Raw genomic sequence first — 16,334 nt, 5'->3', positions numbered from 1 at the left:
TCAGCCAGACGACTGCCGCCCGTTATCGGATCGTCACCGGAGTGCACCGGATCGTGACCCTCGGGCGGTCCTCAGCGCTCGAGGGCCCGGCGAACGTGCGGGACGACCTGGTCGATCCCCCGCTGCAGCATCACGATCGTGTAGTGGTTGACCCCCTCGATCTCGGCCACCTCCAACCCGGGATGTTCGGCGGTCCAGTGCAGCCGCGCCGCTTCCGGATAGAGCGGCGGCACCTCGTCCATCAGACCCCTCGGAGCCAGCAGCCAGGACGCCGGATGGCGCAGATTGGCCAGCGCTCTGAGCAGCGAGTCCCCGTCGACCAGCTCCCTGATGTCCTCCTCGAGCGCCTCGACCCGGGTCGCGGGACGGAGCGCACCGTCCTCGGTGGCCACCAGGTCGAAGTCGACATAGGCGCTGGTCAGGTCGGTCCACTCGGCGAAGGCCGGGTGCTCGCGCCACATCTGTCGGTATGCCGCATGGTCCGGGAAGGTCATCGCGAGCCGCTCCGCGGCCGGGCCCAGGATCGCCAGCGACAGATCGCTGGGCTCCACCCCCTCGGGTGGCAGCAGCGGCAGGCCACCGTCCACCAGCACCAGGGCGCTGGCCAGGTGCGGGTGCCGGTCGGCCAGGACGAGGGACACGAAGCCACCCATCGAGTGGCCCACCGCCACGACCTGATCGACCCCGAAGTGGTCCAGCACCGCCGCGACGTCATCGGCGTGGCTCGGCATGCCGTAGGGCGCGGGCAGATCCCGAGAACGCCCCCTCCCCCGCAGGTCAGGTGCGATGAGCCGCACGTCCGGCAGGGCCTGGGCGAGCAGCGGCCAGGCGACGTGCGAGGCCGTGATGCCGTGGATCGCCAGCACCGTGGGGGCGTCGGCGGCACCGTTGGCCGGTTCCCAGACCCCAACATGCATCATGCCGCCGCGCACCTGCACCTGGTGTGGGCTGTAGCGGTCGCCTACCACCGCGGCCAGCGAGGGCAACATCTGCGAGGTGGTCACTGGGCCGTCCACCCGCCGTCCATCACGTAGGAGGTCCCGGTGACCATGCGCGCTGGCTCGCTGGCCAGGAACCCGGCGAGCGCGCCGACGTCCGCGGGCTCGATCAGGGACTTGATCGCCGAGCGGGTCAGCATGATCTTCTCGATGACCTCATCCTCCGGGATGCCGTGGGTGGCGGCCTGGTCGGCAATCTGCTGCTCCACCAACGGAGTCCGCACATAGCCGGGGTTGATGCAGTTGGAGGTCACCCCGTGCGGGGCACCCTCCAGGGCAGTCACCTTCGATAGCCCCTCGAGGCCGTGCTTGGCGCAGACATAGGCGACCTTGAACGCCGAGGCGCGCAGCCCGTGCGCCGAGGAGACGTTGATGACCCGGCCCCAGCCCTGCGCATACATGTGCGGCAGGGCTGCCCGGACCAGCAGGAACGGCGCCTCCAGCATGAGGCGCTGGATCAGCCGGAAGTCCTCGGGGGCGAACTCGTGGATCGGCGCGACCCGCTGGATGCCGGCGTTGTTGACCAGCACGTCACAGTCCAGCCGCAGGTCCTCCAGCGCCGCGGCGTCGGACAGGTCGACCACCCAGGCCTCTCCCCCGATCTCGCCGGCGAATGTCTCGGCGGCCTCCGCGTCACGATCGGCCACGACGATGTGCAGCCCGTCCGTGGCGAGCTGACGGGCGATGGCGGCACCGATGCCGCTCGCACCTCCGGTCACCAGTGCCTTGCGCGTCATCCCTGTGTCCCTTCCATTTCTGGGGAGGTTTGGACCGCCCCCTGCGCATTTTTGGGGAGGTTCGGACCGGGGGTGTCCGGCGCGGTCGGCGCCAGTGCCCCACGGATCACGTCCATCAGCCCCTCAAAGACCCCCTCGGGGATCTGGTCGGCGTCCTCCCAGAGCACCCACCGCATCCCGATGAGCTCACCGGCGCCCATCAGCGCCCAGGCAGCCACGACCGGGTCCACGTCCCGGATCTCCCCGCGGGCCCGGGCCGCCTCGAGCCCGGAGGCATAGCCGTCGACGATGTTGTCGTAGTGCCGGCGCATCACCGACGGAGAGACGAACTCGGCCTGCCGGATGATCCGATAGAGCGCCGGGTGCTGCGCGGTGAAGGCAAAGAACGCGCGGAACCCCGCCCGCTCTGCCGCGATCCGGTCCTGCTCACCGGTGGAGGCCTCGCTCATGGCGTGCCGAACCCGCTGGGACAGGTCGAGGACGACCTCGTCGAAGATCTCCTTCTTGCCCTCGAAGTGGGTGTAGAAGGTGCCGAGGGCGACCCCTGCCTGCTCGGTGATCTTGACGATCGAGGCCTCGTGGTAGCCCACGGTGGCGAAGACGTGCTCGGCCGCCTCGAGCAGCTTGGCCCGCGTGCGGGCCCCGCGGGGTGTCCGGGCCGTGCGGTCGACCGGTTGGGTGCTCATCGCTGACCTCCGTATGTCGTGTGGCTGGCGGACCCCTCGGCCGCCAGGGCAACGTCCAGGGCGGCCTGCCGGGCGATCTTGCCGAGCGATCCGTAGGGCAGCTCGCCCACGAAGTGCACGGCGGCCGGCACCTTGAAGGCAGCTAGCCGCTCCCGGCAGTGCTCGGTGAGCTCAGCCGCGTCGGTCACCACACCGGTGCGGCGCACGACGAGCGCGACACCGCGCTCCCCCCAGCGCTCGTCCGGCACGCCGACGACGACCACGTCCTCCACGGCCGGGTGCATCCGCAGGGCTGCCTCGACCTCCGCCGGGGCGACGTTCTCGCCACCGGAGATGTAGATGTTGCGCAGCCGGTCCACGATGCGCAGATAACCCGCCTCGTCCCGCGTGGCCACGTCACCGGTGGCCAGCCAGCCGTCCCGCCAGATCGCCCGGGTGGCTGAGGGATCCCGGAAGTAGCCAGCGAACATCCCGGGCCCGCGCACCAGCAGCTCACCGGTGCCGGGACCGCTGAGGTGCTCGCCCGTCACCGGGTCGGCCAGCTGCACCTCGACGTGGGGGTAGGGCACCCCGGCCCAGCCGATGCGGTCCATCGCGTGGCGGGGCGGGACGCAGAGCACATTGGGCCCGGCCTCGGTCAGGCCATACCCCTGGGTCAGCGCGACGCCGTGCTCGTGGAAGATGCGCAGCAGCGGAGCCGGCATCGGGGCCCCTCCCACGACGGCGCTGCGCAGTGCGCTCAGGTCCGTGCGGTCGAAGGTGGGGTGCTCGGCCAGCCGGGCGTAGTGCGTCGGGACGCCCATCATCGTGGTGACCCGATGCTCGGCGATGAGACTGAGCGCACGGGCCGGGTCGAAGGACCGCTCCAGCACGACGGTCGCACCGGTCCACCAGGCCAGCAGCGGCTGGATGTTCCACCCGCCGACGTGGAACTGCGGGAGCACGCTGAGCACCACGTCGGACTCGTCCAGCTCCAGGGTGCGGGACAGCGACAGGTTCGTCCAGAAACAGGAGGCATGGGTGAGCACGGCGGCCTTGGGCCGCGCCGAGCTACCCGAGGTGAAGACCATCAGCAACGGGTCCTCGTCCTGCACCGGGCCCGCCTCGGCCAACCGGGGTCCCAGCCGACCGGCGGCCGCGGCGGGCAGGTGCGCCTCGGCATACCGGGTGGTGTCGTGGGTGCTGTGCCACGGGGCCGGCACCGGTTGCTCCACCCCGACCTGCCCGACGTATGCCGTGGGGACGGGGGCGGCGAGCCGCGCCAGGGCGCCCCGGGCGAGGGTCTCGGTCTCCTCCTCCACCAGCAGGACGGCCGGGTCAGCGTGGGTCAGCTGGTCGGCCAGCTCAGTGGCGGTCAACCGCCAGGACAGCGGCACCAGCACCAACCCGGCTCGGGCACAGGAGAACAGGGCGATGACGTGCTCGGCGCTGTTGCCGACCAGCGTGGCGACCCGGTCCCCGCGGCGGTAGCCGGCGCGCTCCCACGACTGGGCGAGGGCCCCGGAGCGCTCATCCAGGTCGTGGTAGGTCAGCTCCACGCCGCGGTCCACGATGGCCACCCGGCTGGGGTGCAGCCGCGCACGGTCGGTGGGCCAACGCCCCAGGGTGTGTGGGCCCGGGGCAGCGTGGCTGGGGGTCACGTCGCTGCTCATGATCGCTGATCATCCTCCTGCACCAGGTCGCCCGGGGTGCGTTCGCCATCAGCCAGCTGCGACCGTGCCCGGCGTGAGAAGAGCGCCCGCGCCCGCAGCCCCAGGGCGGCGAGGCCACCGGGCAGGAACAGCACCACGAGGATGAAGATGGTGCCCAGGATGAACATCGGCTCGGACAGCGGGATCGCCAGCACGGCGGGCAGGTCGTCGATGGCCGAGGACTGGGCCAGCACGGCCAGACGCTGGCTGAGGATGACGTAGACGAACGCACCGGCCACGGCGCCCCACCGGGAGCCGACGCCTCCCAGCACCACCATGAGCAGGAGCGAGATGGTGAACTCGGCGCTCATCGTGTGCGGGACGGCACCGGAGTTGAGCAGCAGGTGCACCATGCCCATGCCCGCCGCGATGACCGAGGCGGCGACGAAGATCGCCAGCTTCACCAGGAAGGGCCGCATGCCGAGCACCTGCACGCGCAGCTCGTTCTCCCGGACCGCTTCGGCCACGTGGCCGGCCCGGCTGCGCTGCACCCAGGTCGCGATGACGAAGGCCAGCACGAGGGCTCCCAGCGCCACCCAGTAGAGGTTGCGCGTGTCGGCCACCCCCACCAACCAGTCGGGCACATAGTCGGTCGGCAGCCGCAGCCCCTCCTCGCCGCCGGTGAGGCCCCCGGGATTCTTGCGCACCAGGACGAAGCCGGCCTGGGCGAAGGCCAACGTGACCATCGCGAACGGGATCCCGGTGACCCGTAGGGACACGGCACCCAGAATCGTCGAGAGGACGATCCCGGCCATGATGACCACCAGCGTCGCCGGCACCAGGCCGAGCTCGAGCTCCTCCATCACGATTCCCAGGCCGTAGGCGCCGAGACCGAAGTAGAGCGCGTGGCCGAAGGAGAGCAGGCCGGCCACGCCGAACAGCAGGTTGTAGGAGAGCGCGGCACCTGCCATCACCATGGCCAGGGCCAGCAGGTGCAGGGTGCCCGGGGTGTAGGTCGCTCCCGGGAGAACCCCCGGGATCGAGAGGTTGAGCAGTGGCAGGCACGCCAGCAGCACGACCAGCCCGACGGGCGCGATCAGCCCGAGCAGCCTGGACCGTGAGCCGGTGGCACCGGCGTCGTCCGCGGGCGGCGCAGCGGCCGCCCGCATCGCTGACACCTTGTCCTTGACTCTGGTGTCCATGTTCTGTGTGTTCCTGCTGGTCATGCCTTCCTCCCCATCAGGCCGGAGGGGCGGGTGAGTAGCACCAGGGCCAGGAGGATCACCACGGCGAAGTCCCCGGTGCCCCACAGGTAGAAGTTGGCGAACTGCTGCAACAGCGCCACCAGGACGGAGGCGACCGCTGCACCGATCAGGGAGCCGAGGCCACCGATCACGGTCACGATGAACGCGAAGATCAGCAGGGTCTGCCCGAGCATCGGGGACACATAGCCGAAGTGGTGTGAGGCCAGCACGCCACCGATGCCGGCCGCGGCACCGCCGATCGTGAAGACCAGGGTGAAGGCGTTGCGCACGTCGATGCCGAGGGCGGTCACCATGGCGCGGTTCTCCACGCCGGCGCGGATGATCATGCCGTAGCGGGTGTGCTTGAGGAAGAGGACGACCGCGGCCAGGACGGCTGCTGCCGAGATGATGGCCACGAACACGATGTTCGGGATGTTGGCGCCCCCGATCGTGGTGGTCTCACTCAGCCAGGCCGGTCCCCGCGGGAAGCGCGGGTCGGTGCCCCAGATGCCGTCGAAGAGCGCCACCGCAGCCAGGCCGAGGCCGACCGTGACCAGCACCTGCTCGATGTGCCGGTTGTAGAGCTTCTGCACCAGCACCCGCTCGGTCAGCGCCGCGAATGCGGCTCCGGCCAGAGCGCCGACCAGCAGGGACACGGCGAAGCCGGTCCACGTGGAAGCGCCCAGTCGCTGGGCGACCTCGAGCCCGAGAAAGGCACCGAGGGTCAGGAAGACGCCGTGGGCGAAGTTCAGGACGTGCATCAGCCCGTAGATCAGGGACAGGCCCGAGGCGACCAGGAAGTAGATCGCGCCAAGACCGACACCGGTGACAGCCAGCAGGATGACCTCGCTCACACCGATCCCTCCGCTCCGGTGCTGACGCCCAGCAGGCGCTGGGTCAGCTCTGGGTCGTTGAGGAACGCTGCTGCCGCTCCGTGGTGCACGCTCCGTCCGCCAGTGAGCACGACGGCGTGCTGGGCCAGCTCGCGCACCACCTGGAGGTTCTGCTCGACGAGCAGGACGGGGACCACCTCGGCGGCCCGCGCCAGGACCTGACCAACCTCCTGGACCAGCCGCGGGGCCAGCCCCTTGGTCGGCTCGTCCACCAGCAGCACCCGGTTGTCGTTGAGCAGCGCCCGGGCCAGCGAGACCATCTGCTGCTGGCCACCGGACAGCGTGCCCGCCGCCTGGCCGGCACGCTGCTTGAGCTCGGGGAACAGGTCGTAGACCAGGTCGTACTGGTGCGCATGCCCCGGGCGCTCGGCGATCCGCAGGTTCTCGCTGACGGTGAGCGCGGAGAACACCTCGCGGTCCTCGGGCACGTAGCCGACACCGAGCTGGGCCACCTTGTGGGTGGGCAGCCCGGAGATGTCCTGACCGGCCAGGTCGATCCTTCCGGTGCGACCGATCAACCCCATGACCGCCTTGATCGTCGAGGTCTTGCCGACCCCGTTGCGGCCGAGGAGGGCGGTGACCCCCGTGGCGGCCACCTCGAGGTCGACGTGCTCGACGACCTGCTGGCCGGCGACGTGGGCGGTGAGGCCCCGCACGGACAGGATGTGCTCGCCCGAGCCGACCACGGCCCCAGGGGCGGCGGTCTCGGGGACGGGAGCGGGCGTCATACGGGCTCTCCCAGGTAGGCGCTCTGCACGGTCGGGTCGGCCATCACGGCATCCGGGCTGTCGATCGCCAGCAGGTTGCCGAAGTGCAGCACGGCGACCCGCTCAACCAGGCCGAGCAGCACCTCCATGTGGTGCTCGACCATGAGCACCGTGCAGCCGTGCTCTGTGTGCAGGCTGCGGATGACCTCGGTGAGCCCGGCGACGTCACCGGAGGCGACACCGGCCATCGGCTCATCGAGCAGGACCACGGAGGGGTCCGTGGCCAGCAACATGGCGATCTCGAGCTTGCGCTTGTCACCGTGGGGCAGGTCACCGGCCCGGAAGTCCATCCGGTCGGCCAGCCCGACCTCGCGCAACAGGTCGCGGGCCCGGCTGCTGGCCGCGTCGCCACGGCGCGGGAAGGTCAGCAGGGAGAGCGCCCGGCCGGCGGCGACCTGGGCGGCGAGCCGGACGTTCTCCTGCACCGACAGCGCAGGGAAGACCGACGACGTCTGGAAGGTGCGCCCCAGGCCGGCGACGGCACGCTGGGTGACCGAGCGACCGGTGACGTCACGGCCGTCCAGCAGGACACTGCCACCGGTGGGGGCCAGGACACCCGAGACGAGGTTGAACAGCGTGGTCTTGCCGGCACCGTTCGGGCCGATGACGCCGACGATCTGACCGGCCGGCACGGTGAAGGAGATGTCCTCCAGGATCTGTGCGCCACCGATCTTCAGCGACAGGTCCCGGACCTCCAGCGCGGGCGGCGTGCTGACCCCGCCCGCACTGGGGTCGTGGTGGGTTGCGATCACTTGCCGGACGCCTCCGGCGGTGCGACGTCCTCGGCCGGCACGGTGTCGATCAGCTCGGGCACCCAGGAGTCGCCCTCCTGGACCAGGCTCGCGGTGTACATCTCCTGCAACAGGGCGTGGTCGCTCTCACGGATGGTCGTGGTGCCCTTGGGCCCCTCGAACTCCCAACCCTCCAGGGAGTCGATCATGGCGTTGACGTCGCCGTCACCCTCGCTCAGGGCGTGGACGATCATCTGGCCGGCGACGAAGCCGTCCGGTGTGAACAGGTCCGGCGTGCCTCCGTCCTCCTCGACCGCCTCGACCATCGCGGTGTTGACCTCGTTGTCCGGAGCGCCCGGGAAGTAGTGGTTCAGGAAGCTGATGTTCTCCGCGACCGGGCCGTAGGCGTCGAAGGTGACCGAGTCACCCAGGCCGGTGACGACCGGGGCCACGTCGAAGACCTCCTGCTGGTCCAGGGCCTGCCACATGTTGGCGGACGTGGCGCCGGCCCAGGCGACGAAGATCATGTCCGGCTCGGCGTCCTTGAGCTGGGCGGCGAAGGGTGTGAACTCAGTGGCGTCCTCGGGGACCATCACGCTGCTCACCTCGGCCCCGCTCGCACCGAGCACGGCGTCGACGGCTGCCAGGTTGCCCTGTCCGAAGGCGTTGTCCTGGGCGAAGACGACCACCTTGTCGGCCTCACCCTCCAGGAAGGCGCCGGCTGCGGCGACGTCCTGCAGGCTCTGCCGACCGGACCGGAAGGTGTAGTCGTTGATGCCGGTGAGGGCGTCGACCGCGGCTGGGCCGGAGATGTAGAGGATCTCGTTCTGCTCGGCCTGGTCAGCCATCGCGACCGCGATACCCGAGACGATCGTGCCGCCGAGGATCTTGTAGTCCTGGCCGATCAGGTCCTTGGCCGCGGCGACCGCGGTGTCCTGGTTGCCGGCGTCGTCCCGGTAGGTGATCTCGATCCCGCGACCGTCGATCTCGCCCGTGCCGTCGGTGGCGTAGTCGATGCCGGCCTCCAGGCCCGCGCGGTACTGCTCGCCGTAGGCGGCCAGTGGGCCGGTCTCGGAGTAGATGATGCCGACCGGGTAGGGGTCGCCGCCCCCCGCGTCCTCGCCGCCGGCGCCGTTCTCGGCGGTTGTGCCGCCGTCGTCATTCCCGCCGCCGTTGTCGGCGTCGGTGTCGTCATCGGAGGCGGACGGGGCGCAGGCGGCCAGCGCCAGGACCGCGGCCAGTGACAGGGCCATGAGGGACGAGCGTGCCATCGAGCACTCCTTTGTGTGATCCGCAACCTGAAAGGTGATTCAGGTTTCGACATGAAGGTAACGACGTCGCGCCCCCAAGTCAACGCGGACACGGTCACAATGCGATCACGAACCCCAAAACCCCGACCGAGCGCGCCGGCGCCCGCCCCAGAACCCCACCGAGCGCGCCGGCGCCCGCCCCACAACTCCACCGAGCGCGCCGGCGCCCGACCCAGAACCCCACCGAGCGCGTGGGCGCCCGACGCGAATCTAGGGAATCAGCGGCACCAGGAGGTCGTAGAGTTCACGGTCGGCGGCGCCGATGATCCCGTTGGCCGGTATCGTCCGTGGGTCGTAGGCCGCGCTGCCGAAGGTGCCCAGGAAGCCGCCGGCCTCGCTGAGCAGCAACGACCCCGGCGCGTGGTCCCAGGGTTGGCGCCCCTTGTAGACGATGTAGTCGGCCGCCCCCTCCACGAGCATCGGGTAGTCAACGGCGCAGCAGATCCAGGTGAGCTCCATGGGCGGCAGCTCGCCAAGGCTCGTGCCGATCCACCGGCGGTGCGAGGTCACTCCCCGCGGTGCCTCTGGGTCCAGGACCGGCGGGCGGGTGAGGCGCTCGCCGTTGCGGAACGCACCCGAGCCACGCTCGGCGACGTAGGCCACCTCGTGCTGCGGCTGCCAGATCCAGCTGCGCACCACGTCCGGTCCCAGCAGTTCGGCGACCATGACGCCGTGGTCCTTGGACCCGTTGACGAAGTTCTTGGTGCCATCGATCGGGTCGACGGTGAAGGCATGGTGCGCCTCGGCATACTCCTGCAGGACAGCACGATTGGTCTCATAGTGCTCCTCCCCCAGGACGACCGCTTCTGGATAGGCCTGCTGCAGCCGCTGGGTGATCAGGACCTCGGCCTCCCGGTCGGCCACTGTGACCAGGTCGCCGGGGTTCTTCTCAATCACCTGGTGTCCGGCGAGTGCCCGGAATCGGGGGTTGATGACCTCTTCGGCCACCTCCTGCAGCAGACTGAGCATCGCGTCGGTGTCCACAGCCTCAACCTATCCGGCCAGCACCGCCCGAGGAGCAGGGGCCCGCACCACGACGCGCCCGGTCAACCAGAAAGACGCGCCACGACGCGCCCGGTCAACCAGAAAGACGCGCCACGACGCGCCCGGTCAACCAGAAAGACGCGCCACGACGCGCCCGGTCAACCAGAAAGACGCGCCACGACGCGCTCGGTCGGGGTTTGGGTAGGGGTCAGCCGTCCAGGGCGGTGCGGTGCATCGTCGCCAACCCCGGGTAGTGCCCGATCGACGCGCGCATGCCCGCCGTCTCCTCCTGGGTCAGCTCACGGCGCACCTTGGCCGGCACGCCGGCCACCAGCGAGCCGGGCGGCACCTGAGTGCCCTCGAGCACCACCGCACCCGCAGCGACCATGCTGCCCTCGCCGATCACGGCGCCGTTGAGGACCACCGAGCCCATCCCGATGATGCAACCGTCGCCCACCGTGCACCCGTGCAGGACCGCGGCATGGCCGATCGACACGTTGTCGCCGATGCTGGCCGGGGACCCGGGGTCGGCGTGGATCACCGCGTTGTCCTGCAGGTTGGAGTGCGCACCGACGGTGATGTCCTCGCAGTCACCCCGCGCGGAGGCGCCGTACCAGATGCTCGTGCCGGCCCCGATGGTGACCCGCCCGGAGACCACGCTGTGGGGGGCAAGCCAGGCGTCGGGGTGCACCTCGGGCACCCGGTCGCCGAGGGGCAGGACCAGTCCGGAGTTCTCAGTCATCACACCGCTCTCATCGTCAGGCCGCCGTCGACCGGCAGGCACACCCCGTTGACATAGGCCGCCTCGTCCGAGGCGAGGAAGAGCGCCGCGTTGGCGACGTCCCAGGGCGTGCCCATCCTGCCAGGTGGGCAGGCGGCGTGCCGGGTCGCGAGCAGCTCCTCGATCGAGTCCGCCTGGGAGTGCAGCTGCGCGCGCACCAGCGGAGTGTCGATGAAGCCGGGCGCAACCGAGTTGGCCCGGATGCCGTGCGCGGCGTTGCGCAGCGCGATCGACACCGTCAGCTGGTCCACCGCGGCCTTGGCCGCCATATAGGCCGGGTAGTCGTAGCCGACGTCACGCAGCGAGGCGACCGAGGAGATATTGACGATGGCACCACTGCCCCGCTCGATCATCGAGGGCAGGACGTACTTCGTGGTGAGCAGCACCGAGTCGACATTGATCGCGAAGGCCCGGTGCCAGGACTCCAGGGAGATCTCGGTCGGCCCACCCAGGAAGGTCGCCCCGACATTGTTGTGCAGTATGCCGACAGGCCCCAGGGCGGACACGGCACCTTCCACGGCGCTGGCCACCTGGGTCTCCTCGGTGACGTCGGCGGCCAGGGCGACCGCTGTGCCGCCCTCGGCCTCAATCATCGCGACAGTGGCCTCGGCGGCCTCCAGCGAGATGTCGACGCAGCCGACAGCGGCGCCCTCCCGGGCGTAGGTGACCGCGGCCGCCTGACCGTTGCTGACCCCGTCGCCCACGGAGCCTGCTCCGACCACGAGGGCGACCTTGCCCTGCACACGTCCTGCCATCAGAGAATCTCCTCCACGTAGAGCTCGAAGGTGACCGCCACCGGGTTCTCTCCCAGCGCGATCACGCCGTTGTGCACCTCGCCGTAGATGTCGACCAGGGTGCCCTGCAGCTCGACCACCGGCTCGGGACCGGACAGGTCGGCGCCGCCCACCAGCTGGGTGAACTCCACTGCCGGCCAGGCGACCTCATGGATCTCACCGTCCTCGGCCAGGAGTCGCGCACCGACCGTGCTGCCCAGGCTGGCCCGCACCCGGGCCTTCGCGAACCCGGCCTCCCGGCAGACCCGCAGCACCGCCTCGTCGAGGTAGACGCCGGGCAGGACCCGGGAGATCACCGCGCGGGGCGAGTCCTCGAGAGCCTGGCGAACCGGACCCTCAACGCGCCGCGGGGTGAAGGCCGGCATGCCGGTCTCCGGGTCGTTGTCGCTGAGCTGCTCAGCCCCAGGAAGGGCTCGCAGCACCACCTCGATCGGGACGTCGCCGACCCGCGCCTCGGGCAGCAGGTGCCCGCCGCGCAGGCGGCCCCGGGCGTCCAGCCAGGTCGCGTGGGTGTGTGTGAACCGCTCCCCGAAGCGATAGCCCACGGTGCCCGAACCGCTGAGCACCATGGCCGGCCCCGGGGCCACGTGCGGCTCGGTGAAGGACACCGGCATGGCGGGATCCGCACCGATCGCCGGGAAGACGAAGGGCAGGTGACCGAACGTGCCCGTGCCGAGCTCCACGCAGGCCGCGAGCGCCCCGGTCGGCTCCAGCAGCGCCCAGATCGCGTCGGTCAGCACCTCACCAGGAGCCAGCTCATCGCGCACCACGACGACGGGGGTGGGCACCGAGACGAGCCGCTCCGCCGGGGCCGGCCCCGGATAGACCAAGGGTTCGCCCGCGCGGCCGGCGACCGTCGGTGCCGAGCTGCCACGCGTCATACGGTGCCGTCCTGGGCGAGCAGGGTCTCCCGGATGGTGCGCTTGACGATCTTGCCGTAACCGGACTTGGGCATCTCGTCCCAGAAGACGAAGCTCTTGGGCATCTTGTAGCGCGCCATCAGGGGGTCCAGGAAGGCCCGCAGCTGCGCTTCGTCCAGGTCCTCCCCCACCTTGGGCACACACACGGCCACGCCGATCTCTCCCCACTTGGGGTCGGGCAGACCGAGCACGGCGCACTCCCCCACGGCCGGGTGCTTGAGGATCTTCTCCTCGATCTCCCGGGGGTAGATGTTGGAGCCGCCGCTGATGTACATGTCCGAGGCGCGGCCGGTGACATAGAGGAAACCCTCCTCGTCCAGCATCCCCAGGTCACCGGTGCGGAACCAGCCGTCCCGGAAGGCCTCGGCGTTGGCCTGGTCGTTGTTGAGGTAGCCCGCGAAGACCGCCGGGCCGGCGACACAGATCTCACCCTGCTCACCGGTCGCGACCTCCGCGCCGTCCTCGGTGCGGATGCTGACCTCCATCCCGGTGCGGGGGAAGCCGCAGGTCCCGAACTCCACGCCCTCCGGGGACGGCCGGCTGTGCAGGTGCGGAGGCAGCACGGTGATGTTGCCGGTGACCTCCCCCAGGCCGTAGTACTGCACGAGAACCTCACCCAGCACCTGCCGGGCGTGGTCGCGGTCGGCCATGTACATCGGGGCGCCGGCGTAGATGACGTAGCGCAGCGAGGAGTGGTCGTACTGCGCCGCTTCGGGCGCCTCGGCCAGCGTCTTCAGGATGGTCGGCACGGTGAACATATTCGTCACCTGCTCGCGCTCGACCAGCGACCAGAGCTCGTCGGTGTCCATGCTCGCCGAGGTCGGCAGCACGGTCTTGGCGGCCCGGGCCACCTGGGCGGCGTGGTGGATGCCCGCGCCGTGCGACAGGGGCGCGACCACTAGGTGGGCGTCGTTCTCGGTGGTGCCCGGCATCAGGTCACACAGGTGGTTGGTGAGCACGAAGCCCATCTGGTCGTGGGTCAGCACCGCGGCCTTGGGCCGGCCGCTGGTGCCGGAGGTGAAGAAGTACCACGCGTGGTCGCCCGGCAGCAGGTCCACGTCCGCCGGCACAACACCGCTCGGTATGCCGAGAATCGCACCTTCGTGGTCGGCCGGGGCACCGATCCAGCGGGTGCCGGCGGCCAGGTCGACCTCGGCCGCCACGGCCGCAGCGTGCTCGGGGAAATCGACGTGACAGATCAGGGCCTTCGGCTGGCACAGCTCGGCCAGCCCCGCGGCCTCTCCCGGGGTGAGTCGGAAGTTGGTCGGCGCGAAGACAGCCCCGATCCGCCAGGTGGCATACATCACCTGGATCAGCTCGATGTGGTTGGCAGAGTGCACCAGCACCACATCGCCACGGCCGATGCCGTCGGCCTGCAGCGCGGCGGCCAGGTCGTCGACGAGGGCGTCCAGCTGGGCCCAGCTCGTCCGGGTCTGCCCGTGCACGACGGCGTCCCGGTCAGGGAACCGCTGGGCGTTGTGGCGCAGGGACTGCGCCAGGCTCACGGCCCGCACCTGCGGCCGTAGGGCTGCCATGGGCATCAGCTGCTCGAACGGGCTGCCGTGCGCGGGACGGGCCTCCTGGAGCTGCGCGCTCACTTGGTGCGCTCCAGCACCGAGAAGTAGTTGGCGACGGCCGCACCGCCCATGTTGAACACCCCGGCGACGTCGGCGTCCTCGATCTGCATGTCTCCGGCCTCCCCGGCGAGCTGCATGGCAGCCATGATGTGCTGGCTCACGCCGGTGGCACCGATGGGGTGGCCCTTGGACTTCAGACCGCCGGAGGGGTTGACCGGCAGGTCCCCGTCCCGGGTGGTGCGACCGCTCTCGATGGCGGTCGCGCCCTTGCCCGGCTCGGCCAGCCCAAAGGCCTCATACTCCAGCAGCTCGGCGACGGTGAAGCAGTCGTGCGTCTCCAGCAGAGACAGGTCCTCCAGGCTCGTGCCGGCCTCGGTCATCGCCCGCGTGAAGGCGTCCTTGGCGCCGACGAACTCCAGCACGTCCGCGCGCTTGCTCAGCGGCAGGTGGTCGTTGGCCTGCCCGCGGCCGCGGAAGCTGATCGCCCGGGGTGCTGCGTCCGTCAGGTCCGCGGCGGTAATGACCAGGGCGGCGGCACCGTCGGAGACCATCGAGCAGTCCGTGCGACGCAGCGGTCCGGCAACCAGGGGGTTCTTGTCCGAGACGGTGTTGCAGAAGTCGAAGCCGAAGTCCTTGCGCAGGTGGGCGTAGGGGTTGTGGATGCCGTTGGCGTGGTTCTTCGCGGCGATCCGGGCCAGGGTGTCGGCGTGGTCGCCGTAGCGCGCGAAGTACTGCTCGGCGATCTGCCCGAAGATCGCGGCAAAGCTGCCCGCTTCCTCCTCCTCGGCCCGGTAGGACGCGTGCAGCAGCGCGTTGTTGACGACCTCGTGCGGCGAGGCGGTCATCTTCTCGGCCCCGGCGACGAGCGCGACCTTGCCGCGGCCGGACTGGACGAAGTCGAGAGCGGCGTAGAGCGCGGCCGACCCGGTGGCGCAGGCATTCTCCAGCCGCACAGCGGGGACCCGACCGAGCGAGGGCTGCCCGACACCGACGAGGCCTGCCTCGAAGCCCTGCTGGGAGAAGCCGGCGTTGAAGACACCGACGAAGATCCCGTCCACCTCGTCGGCCCCGACCTCCGCGTGCTGCAGTGCCTCGGCCGTCACCCCCGCCAGGAGCGTCTCGACGTCGGGTTCCTGCGACTTGCCGAACTGGCTGTGCGCCCAGCCGGTGATCACGGGTGATGTGCTCATGAGGTCCTCCTCGGGGCCTGTGCTCTCGGGGACACCGGTCCGGCGCCCTCGTCGTGCTGCTGGTTGGCGAGGGAGGCCTCGATGACCGAGGCCTCCTTCTTCATGACCGCCACGAGCTCGTCGCGGCGGGCGCCGCTGAGTCGCGGCTCGATGCTGGCGACCGACAGTGCTGCGGTCGGTCCCCGTCCGGGGACGTTGATGATGACGGCGACCGCCCACGAGCCGGGAGCCACCAGGCCCTCGTTCAGGGCATAGCCGTCGCGCCGGGTGCGGTCGACGATCCCGCGGAGCACGTCGGCCGAGATGCGCGGGTACCGACGACTCATGATCTCGCCGTTGACCTCGATGACGTGCTCGACCTCGGCGTCCTCGAGGGCGGCGAGGATGGCCAGGCTGCCGGCACCGACCCCCAGCGGGTGCCGGTCGCCCACAGCCAGGGCGTTGTTCCGAATCTCCCCGAAGCCCTCCTCACGGCGTGCGCACAGCGAGAACGACCCCTGCCGGACTGTCAGGAAGGTGGTGTCCTCGGAGAGCTCGGCGATCCGCACCAGGCTCGGGCTGGCGAGCCGGAGGAGCGGATCGGTCCGCTCGCCGGCCAGCTCACCCAGGATCTGGGACTGCAGCCCGAGGCGGTAGCGCCCAGAGGGCTCGATGCGCTCGGCGTATCCCAGCTGCACCAGGGCGTTGAGCACCCGGTGGACGCTCGCCTTGGGGCGTCCGCTGACGTGCGCCAGGTCGGCGAGCGTGACGCCATCGGGTCGGTCACGGGCCATGACACCGAGCAGGTTCAGCAGCGTGAGGGCGCGGTGGATGCTCTGGGCACCAGACCCTGCCGCAGACTCGTCCATGGCGTGGACGATGTTCCATGTTGCAGAACGTCTCGTGATCTGGCCCCGGTCACGGACCGTCTCCAGCGGGTCGCTGGTGGCATCTTCGCGCATAGATGCAGTATGCAGACCGCAGCATGAGACGTAAAGTGCGGTCCGTATTATGGAATGGCAATATGGGAAATCACGGGGTGGAACGTTGACACGACCCCTCGGCGGCACGCAACATCAGTCAATGGCCACGACGGGGTGCGTTCCCCGAGG

General features: G+C 70.3%; 16 protein-coding genes. All 16 read right to left on the bottom strand.

Annotated elements, in window-relative coordinates; all coding sequences use genetic code 11:
* Nucleotides 1-71: 71 nt before the first annotated feature.
* Nucleotides 72-1,004: an alpha/beta fold hydrolase gene (locus DPQ65_RS06540; protein ID WP_238146723.1), complete on the bottom strand. Its 933-nt coding sequence runs from the start codon at nt 1,002-1,004 to the stop codon at nt 72-74.
* Complete coding sequence (locus DPQ65_RS06535) at nt 1,001-1,735, bottom strand: 3-hydroxybutyrate dehydrogenase (RefSeq protein WP_114906578.1); 735 nt, start codon at nt 1,733-1,735, stop codon at nt 1,001-1,003. Before DPQ65_RS06535 ends, DPQ65_RS06540 begins: the two co-directional genes overlap by 4 nt.
* On the bottom strand, nt 1,732-2,421 hold the full coding sequence (locus tag DPQ65_RS06530; protein ID WP_114906577.1) for a TetR/AcrR family transcriptional regulator: 690 nt from the start codon (nt 2,419-2,421) through the stop codon (nt 1,732-1,734). Before DPQ65_RS06530 ends, DPQ65_RS06535 begins: the two co-directional genes overlap by 4 nt.
* Nucleotides 2,418-4,073: a class I adenylate-forming enzyme family protein gene (locus DPQ65_RS06525; protein WP_114906576.1), complete on the bottom strand. Its 1,656-nt coding sequence runs from the start codon at nt 4,071-4,073 to the stop codon at nt 2,418-2,420. Before DPQ65_RS06525 ends, DPQ65_RS06530 begins: the two co-directional genes overlap by 4 nt.
* Nucleotides 4,070-5,278 carry a branched-chain amino acid ABC transporter permease gene (locus DPQ65_RS06520; protein WP_238146722.1) on the bottom strand — a complete coding sequence of 403 codons (1,209 nt, stop codon included), beginning with the start codon at nt 5,276-5,278 and terminating at the stop codon, nt 4,070-4,072. The genes DPQ65_RS06525 and DPQ65_RS06520 overlap by 4 nt, the downstream gene beginning before the upstream one ends.
* A complete protein-coding gene (locus DPQ65_RS06515) occupies nt 5,275-6,150 on the bottom strand; it encodes a branched-chain amino acid ABC transporter permease (protein WP_114906575.1) in 876 nt (291 codons plus the stop codon). Before DPQ65_RS06515 ends, DPQ65_RS06520 begins: the two co-directional genes overlap by 4 nt.
* Nucleotides 6,147-6,917: an ABC transporter ATP-binding protein gene (locus tag DPQ65_RS06510; protein WP_114906574.1), complete on the bottom strand. Its 771-nt coding sequence runs from the start codon at nt 6,915-6,917 to the stop codon at nt 6,147-6,149. Before DPQ65_RS06510 ends, DPQ65_RS06515 begins: the two co-directional genes overlap by 4 nt.
* Nucleotides 6,914-7,708, bottom strand: coding sequence for an ABC transporter ATP-binding protein (locus tag DPQ65_RS06505; RefSeq protein WP_420330073.1), 795 nt, complete (start codon nt 7,706-7,708; stop codon nt 6,914-6,916). The genes DPQ65_RS06510 and DPQ65_RS06505 overlap by 4 nt, the downstream gene beginning before the upstream one ends.
* The gene (locus tag DPQ65_RS06500; RefSeq protein WP_238146721.1) at nt 7,705-8,958 is read right to left on the bottom strand and encodes a substrate-binding domain-containing protein; all 1,254 of its coding nucleotides are present in this window, start codon (nt 8,956-8,958) and stop codon (nt 7,705-7,707) included. Before DPQ65_RS06500 ends, DPQ65_RS06505 begins: the two co-directional genes overlap by 4 nt.
* Before the next feature lie 249 nt (nt 8,959-9,207).
* Nucleotides 9,208-9,981 carry an inositol monophosphatase family protein gene (locus DPQ65_RS06495; RefSeq protein ID WP_114906573.1) on the bottom strand — a complete coding sequence of 258 codons (774 nt, stop codon included), beginning with the start codon at nt 9,979-9,981 and terminating at the stop codon, nt 9,208-9,210.
* A gap of 208 nt (nt 9,982-10,189) precedes the next feature.
* Nucleotides 10,190-10,723 (bottom strand): gamma carbonic anhydrase family protein, encoded by a 534-nt coding sequence (locus DPQ65_RS06490; RefSeq protein WP_114906980.1) that lies wholly within the window; start codon nt 10,721-10,723, stop codon nt 10,190-10,192.
* Complete coding sequence (locus DPQ65_RS06485) at nt 10,723-11,517, bottom strand: SDR family NAD(P)-dependent oxidoreductase (RefSeq protein ID WP_114906572.1); 795 nt, start codon at nt 11,515-11,517, stop codon at nt 10,723-10,725. Before DPQ65_RS06485 ends, DPQ65_RS06490 begins: the two co-directional genes overlap by 1 nt.
* Nucleotides 11,517-12,437, bottom strand: coding sequence for a PPC domain-containing DNA-binding protein (locus DPQ65_RS06480; protein ID WP_114906571.1), 921 nt, complete (start codon nt 12,435-12,437; stop codon nt 11,517-11,519). The genes DPQ65_RS06485 and DPQ65_RS06480 overlap by 1 nt, the downstream gene beginning before the upstream one ends.
* A complete protein-coding gene (locus tag DPQ65_RS06475; RefSeq protein WP_202863035.1) occupies nt 12,434-14,074 on the bottom strand; it encodes an acyl-CoA synthetase in 1,641 nt (546 codons plus the stop codon). The genes DPQ65_RS06480 and DPQ65_RS06475 overlap by 4 nt, the downstream gene beginning before the upstream one ends.
* Nucleotides 14,071-15,243, bottom strand: a complete 1,173-nt coding sequence (locus tag DPQ65_RS06470) for an acetyl-CoA acetyltransferase (protein ID WP_114906570.1) — start codon at nt 15,241-15,243, stop codon at nt 14,071-14,073. Before DPQ65_RS06470 ends, DPQ65_RS06475 begins: the two co-directional genes overlap by 4 nt.
* Nucleotides 15,240-16,184: an IclR family transcriptional regulator gene (locus DPQ65_RS06465; protein WP_114906569.1), complete on the bottom strand. Its 945-nt coding sequence runs from the start codon at nt 16,182-16,184 to the stop codon at nt 15,240-15,242. The genes DPQ65_RS06470 and DPQ65_RS06465 overlap by 4 nt, the downstream gene beginning before the upstream one ends.
* Nucleotides 16,185-16,334: the final 150 nt, after the last annotated feature.

Origin of the sequence: Ornithinimicrobium murale, assembly GCF_003352835.1 — a bacterium.
Lineage (GTDB): Bacteria > Actinomycetota > Actinomycetes > Actinomycetales > Dermatophilaceae > Ornithinicoccus > Ornithinicoccus muralis.
The sequence above is the reverse complement of the archived record's forward strand: the minus strand, read 5'-3'. Positions and strand labels throughout refer to the sequence as shown.

What these genes read in the sequence shown, in the direction of transcription:
- DPQ65_RS06535 (WP_114906578.1), bottom strand. Translation starts at nt 1,735, where the DNA reads ATGACGCGCAAGGCACTGGTGACCGGAGGTGCGAGCGGCATCGGTGCC.
- DPQ65_RS06530 (WP_114906577.1), bottom strand. Translation starts at nt 2,421, where the DNA reads ATGAGCACCCAACCGGTCGACCGCACGGCCCGGACACCCCGCGGGGCC.
- DPQ65_RS06525 (WP_114906576.1), bottom strand. Translation starts at nt 4,073, where the DNA reads ATGAGCAGCGACGTGACCCCCAGCCACGCTGCCCCGGGCCCACACACC.
- DPQ65_RS06520 (WP_238146722.1), bottom strand. Translation starts at nt 5,278, where the DNA reads ATGACCAGCAGGAACACACAGAACATGGACACCAGAGTCAAGGACAAG.
- DPQ65_RS06510 (WP_114906574.1), bottom strand. Translation starts at nt 6,917, where the DNA reads ATGACGCCCGCTCCCGTCCCCGAGACCGCCGCCCCTGGGGCCGTGGTC.
- DPQ65_RS06500 (WP_238146721.1), bottom strand. Translation starts at nt 8,958, where the DNA reads ATGGCACGCTCGTCCCTCATGGCCCTGTCACTGGCCGCGGTCCTGGCG.
- DPQ65_RS06490 (WP_114906980.1), bottom strand. Translation starts at nt 10,723, where the DNA reads ATGACTGAGAACTCCGGACTGGTCCTGCCCCTCGGCGACCGGGTGCCC.
- DPQ65_RS06485 (WP_114906572.1), bottom strand. Translation starts at nt 11,517, where the DNA reads ATGGCAGGACGTGTGCAGGGCAAGGTCGCCCTCGTGGTCGGAGCAGGC.
- DPQ65_RS06480 (WP_114906571.1), bottom strand. Translation starts at nt 12,437, where the DNA reads ATGACGCGTGGCAGCTCGGCACCGACGGTCGCCGGCCGCGCGGGCGAA.
- DPQ65_RS06470 (WP_114906570.1), bottom strand. Translation starts at nt 15,243, where the DNA reads ATGAGCACATCACCCGTGATCACCGGCTGGGCGCACAGCCAGTTCGGC.
- DPQ65_RS06465 (WP_114906569.1), bottom strand. Translation starts at nt 16,184, where the DNA reads ATGCGCGAAGATGCCACCAGCGACCCGCTGGAGACGGTCCGTGACCGG.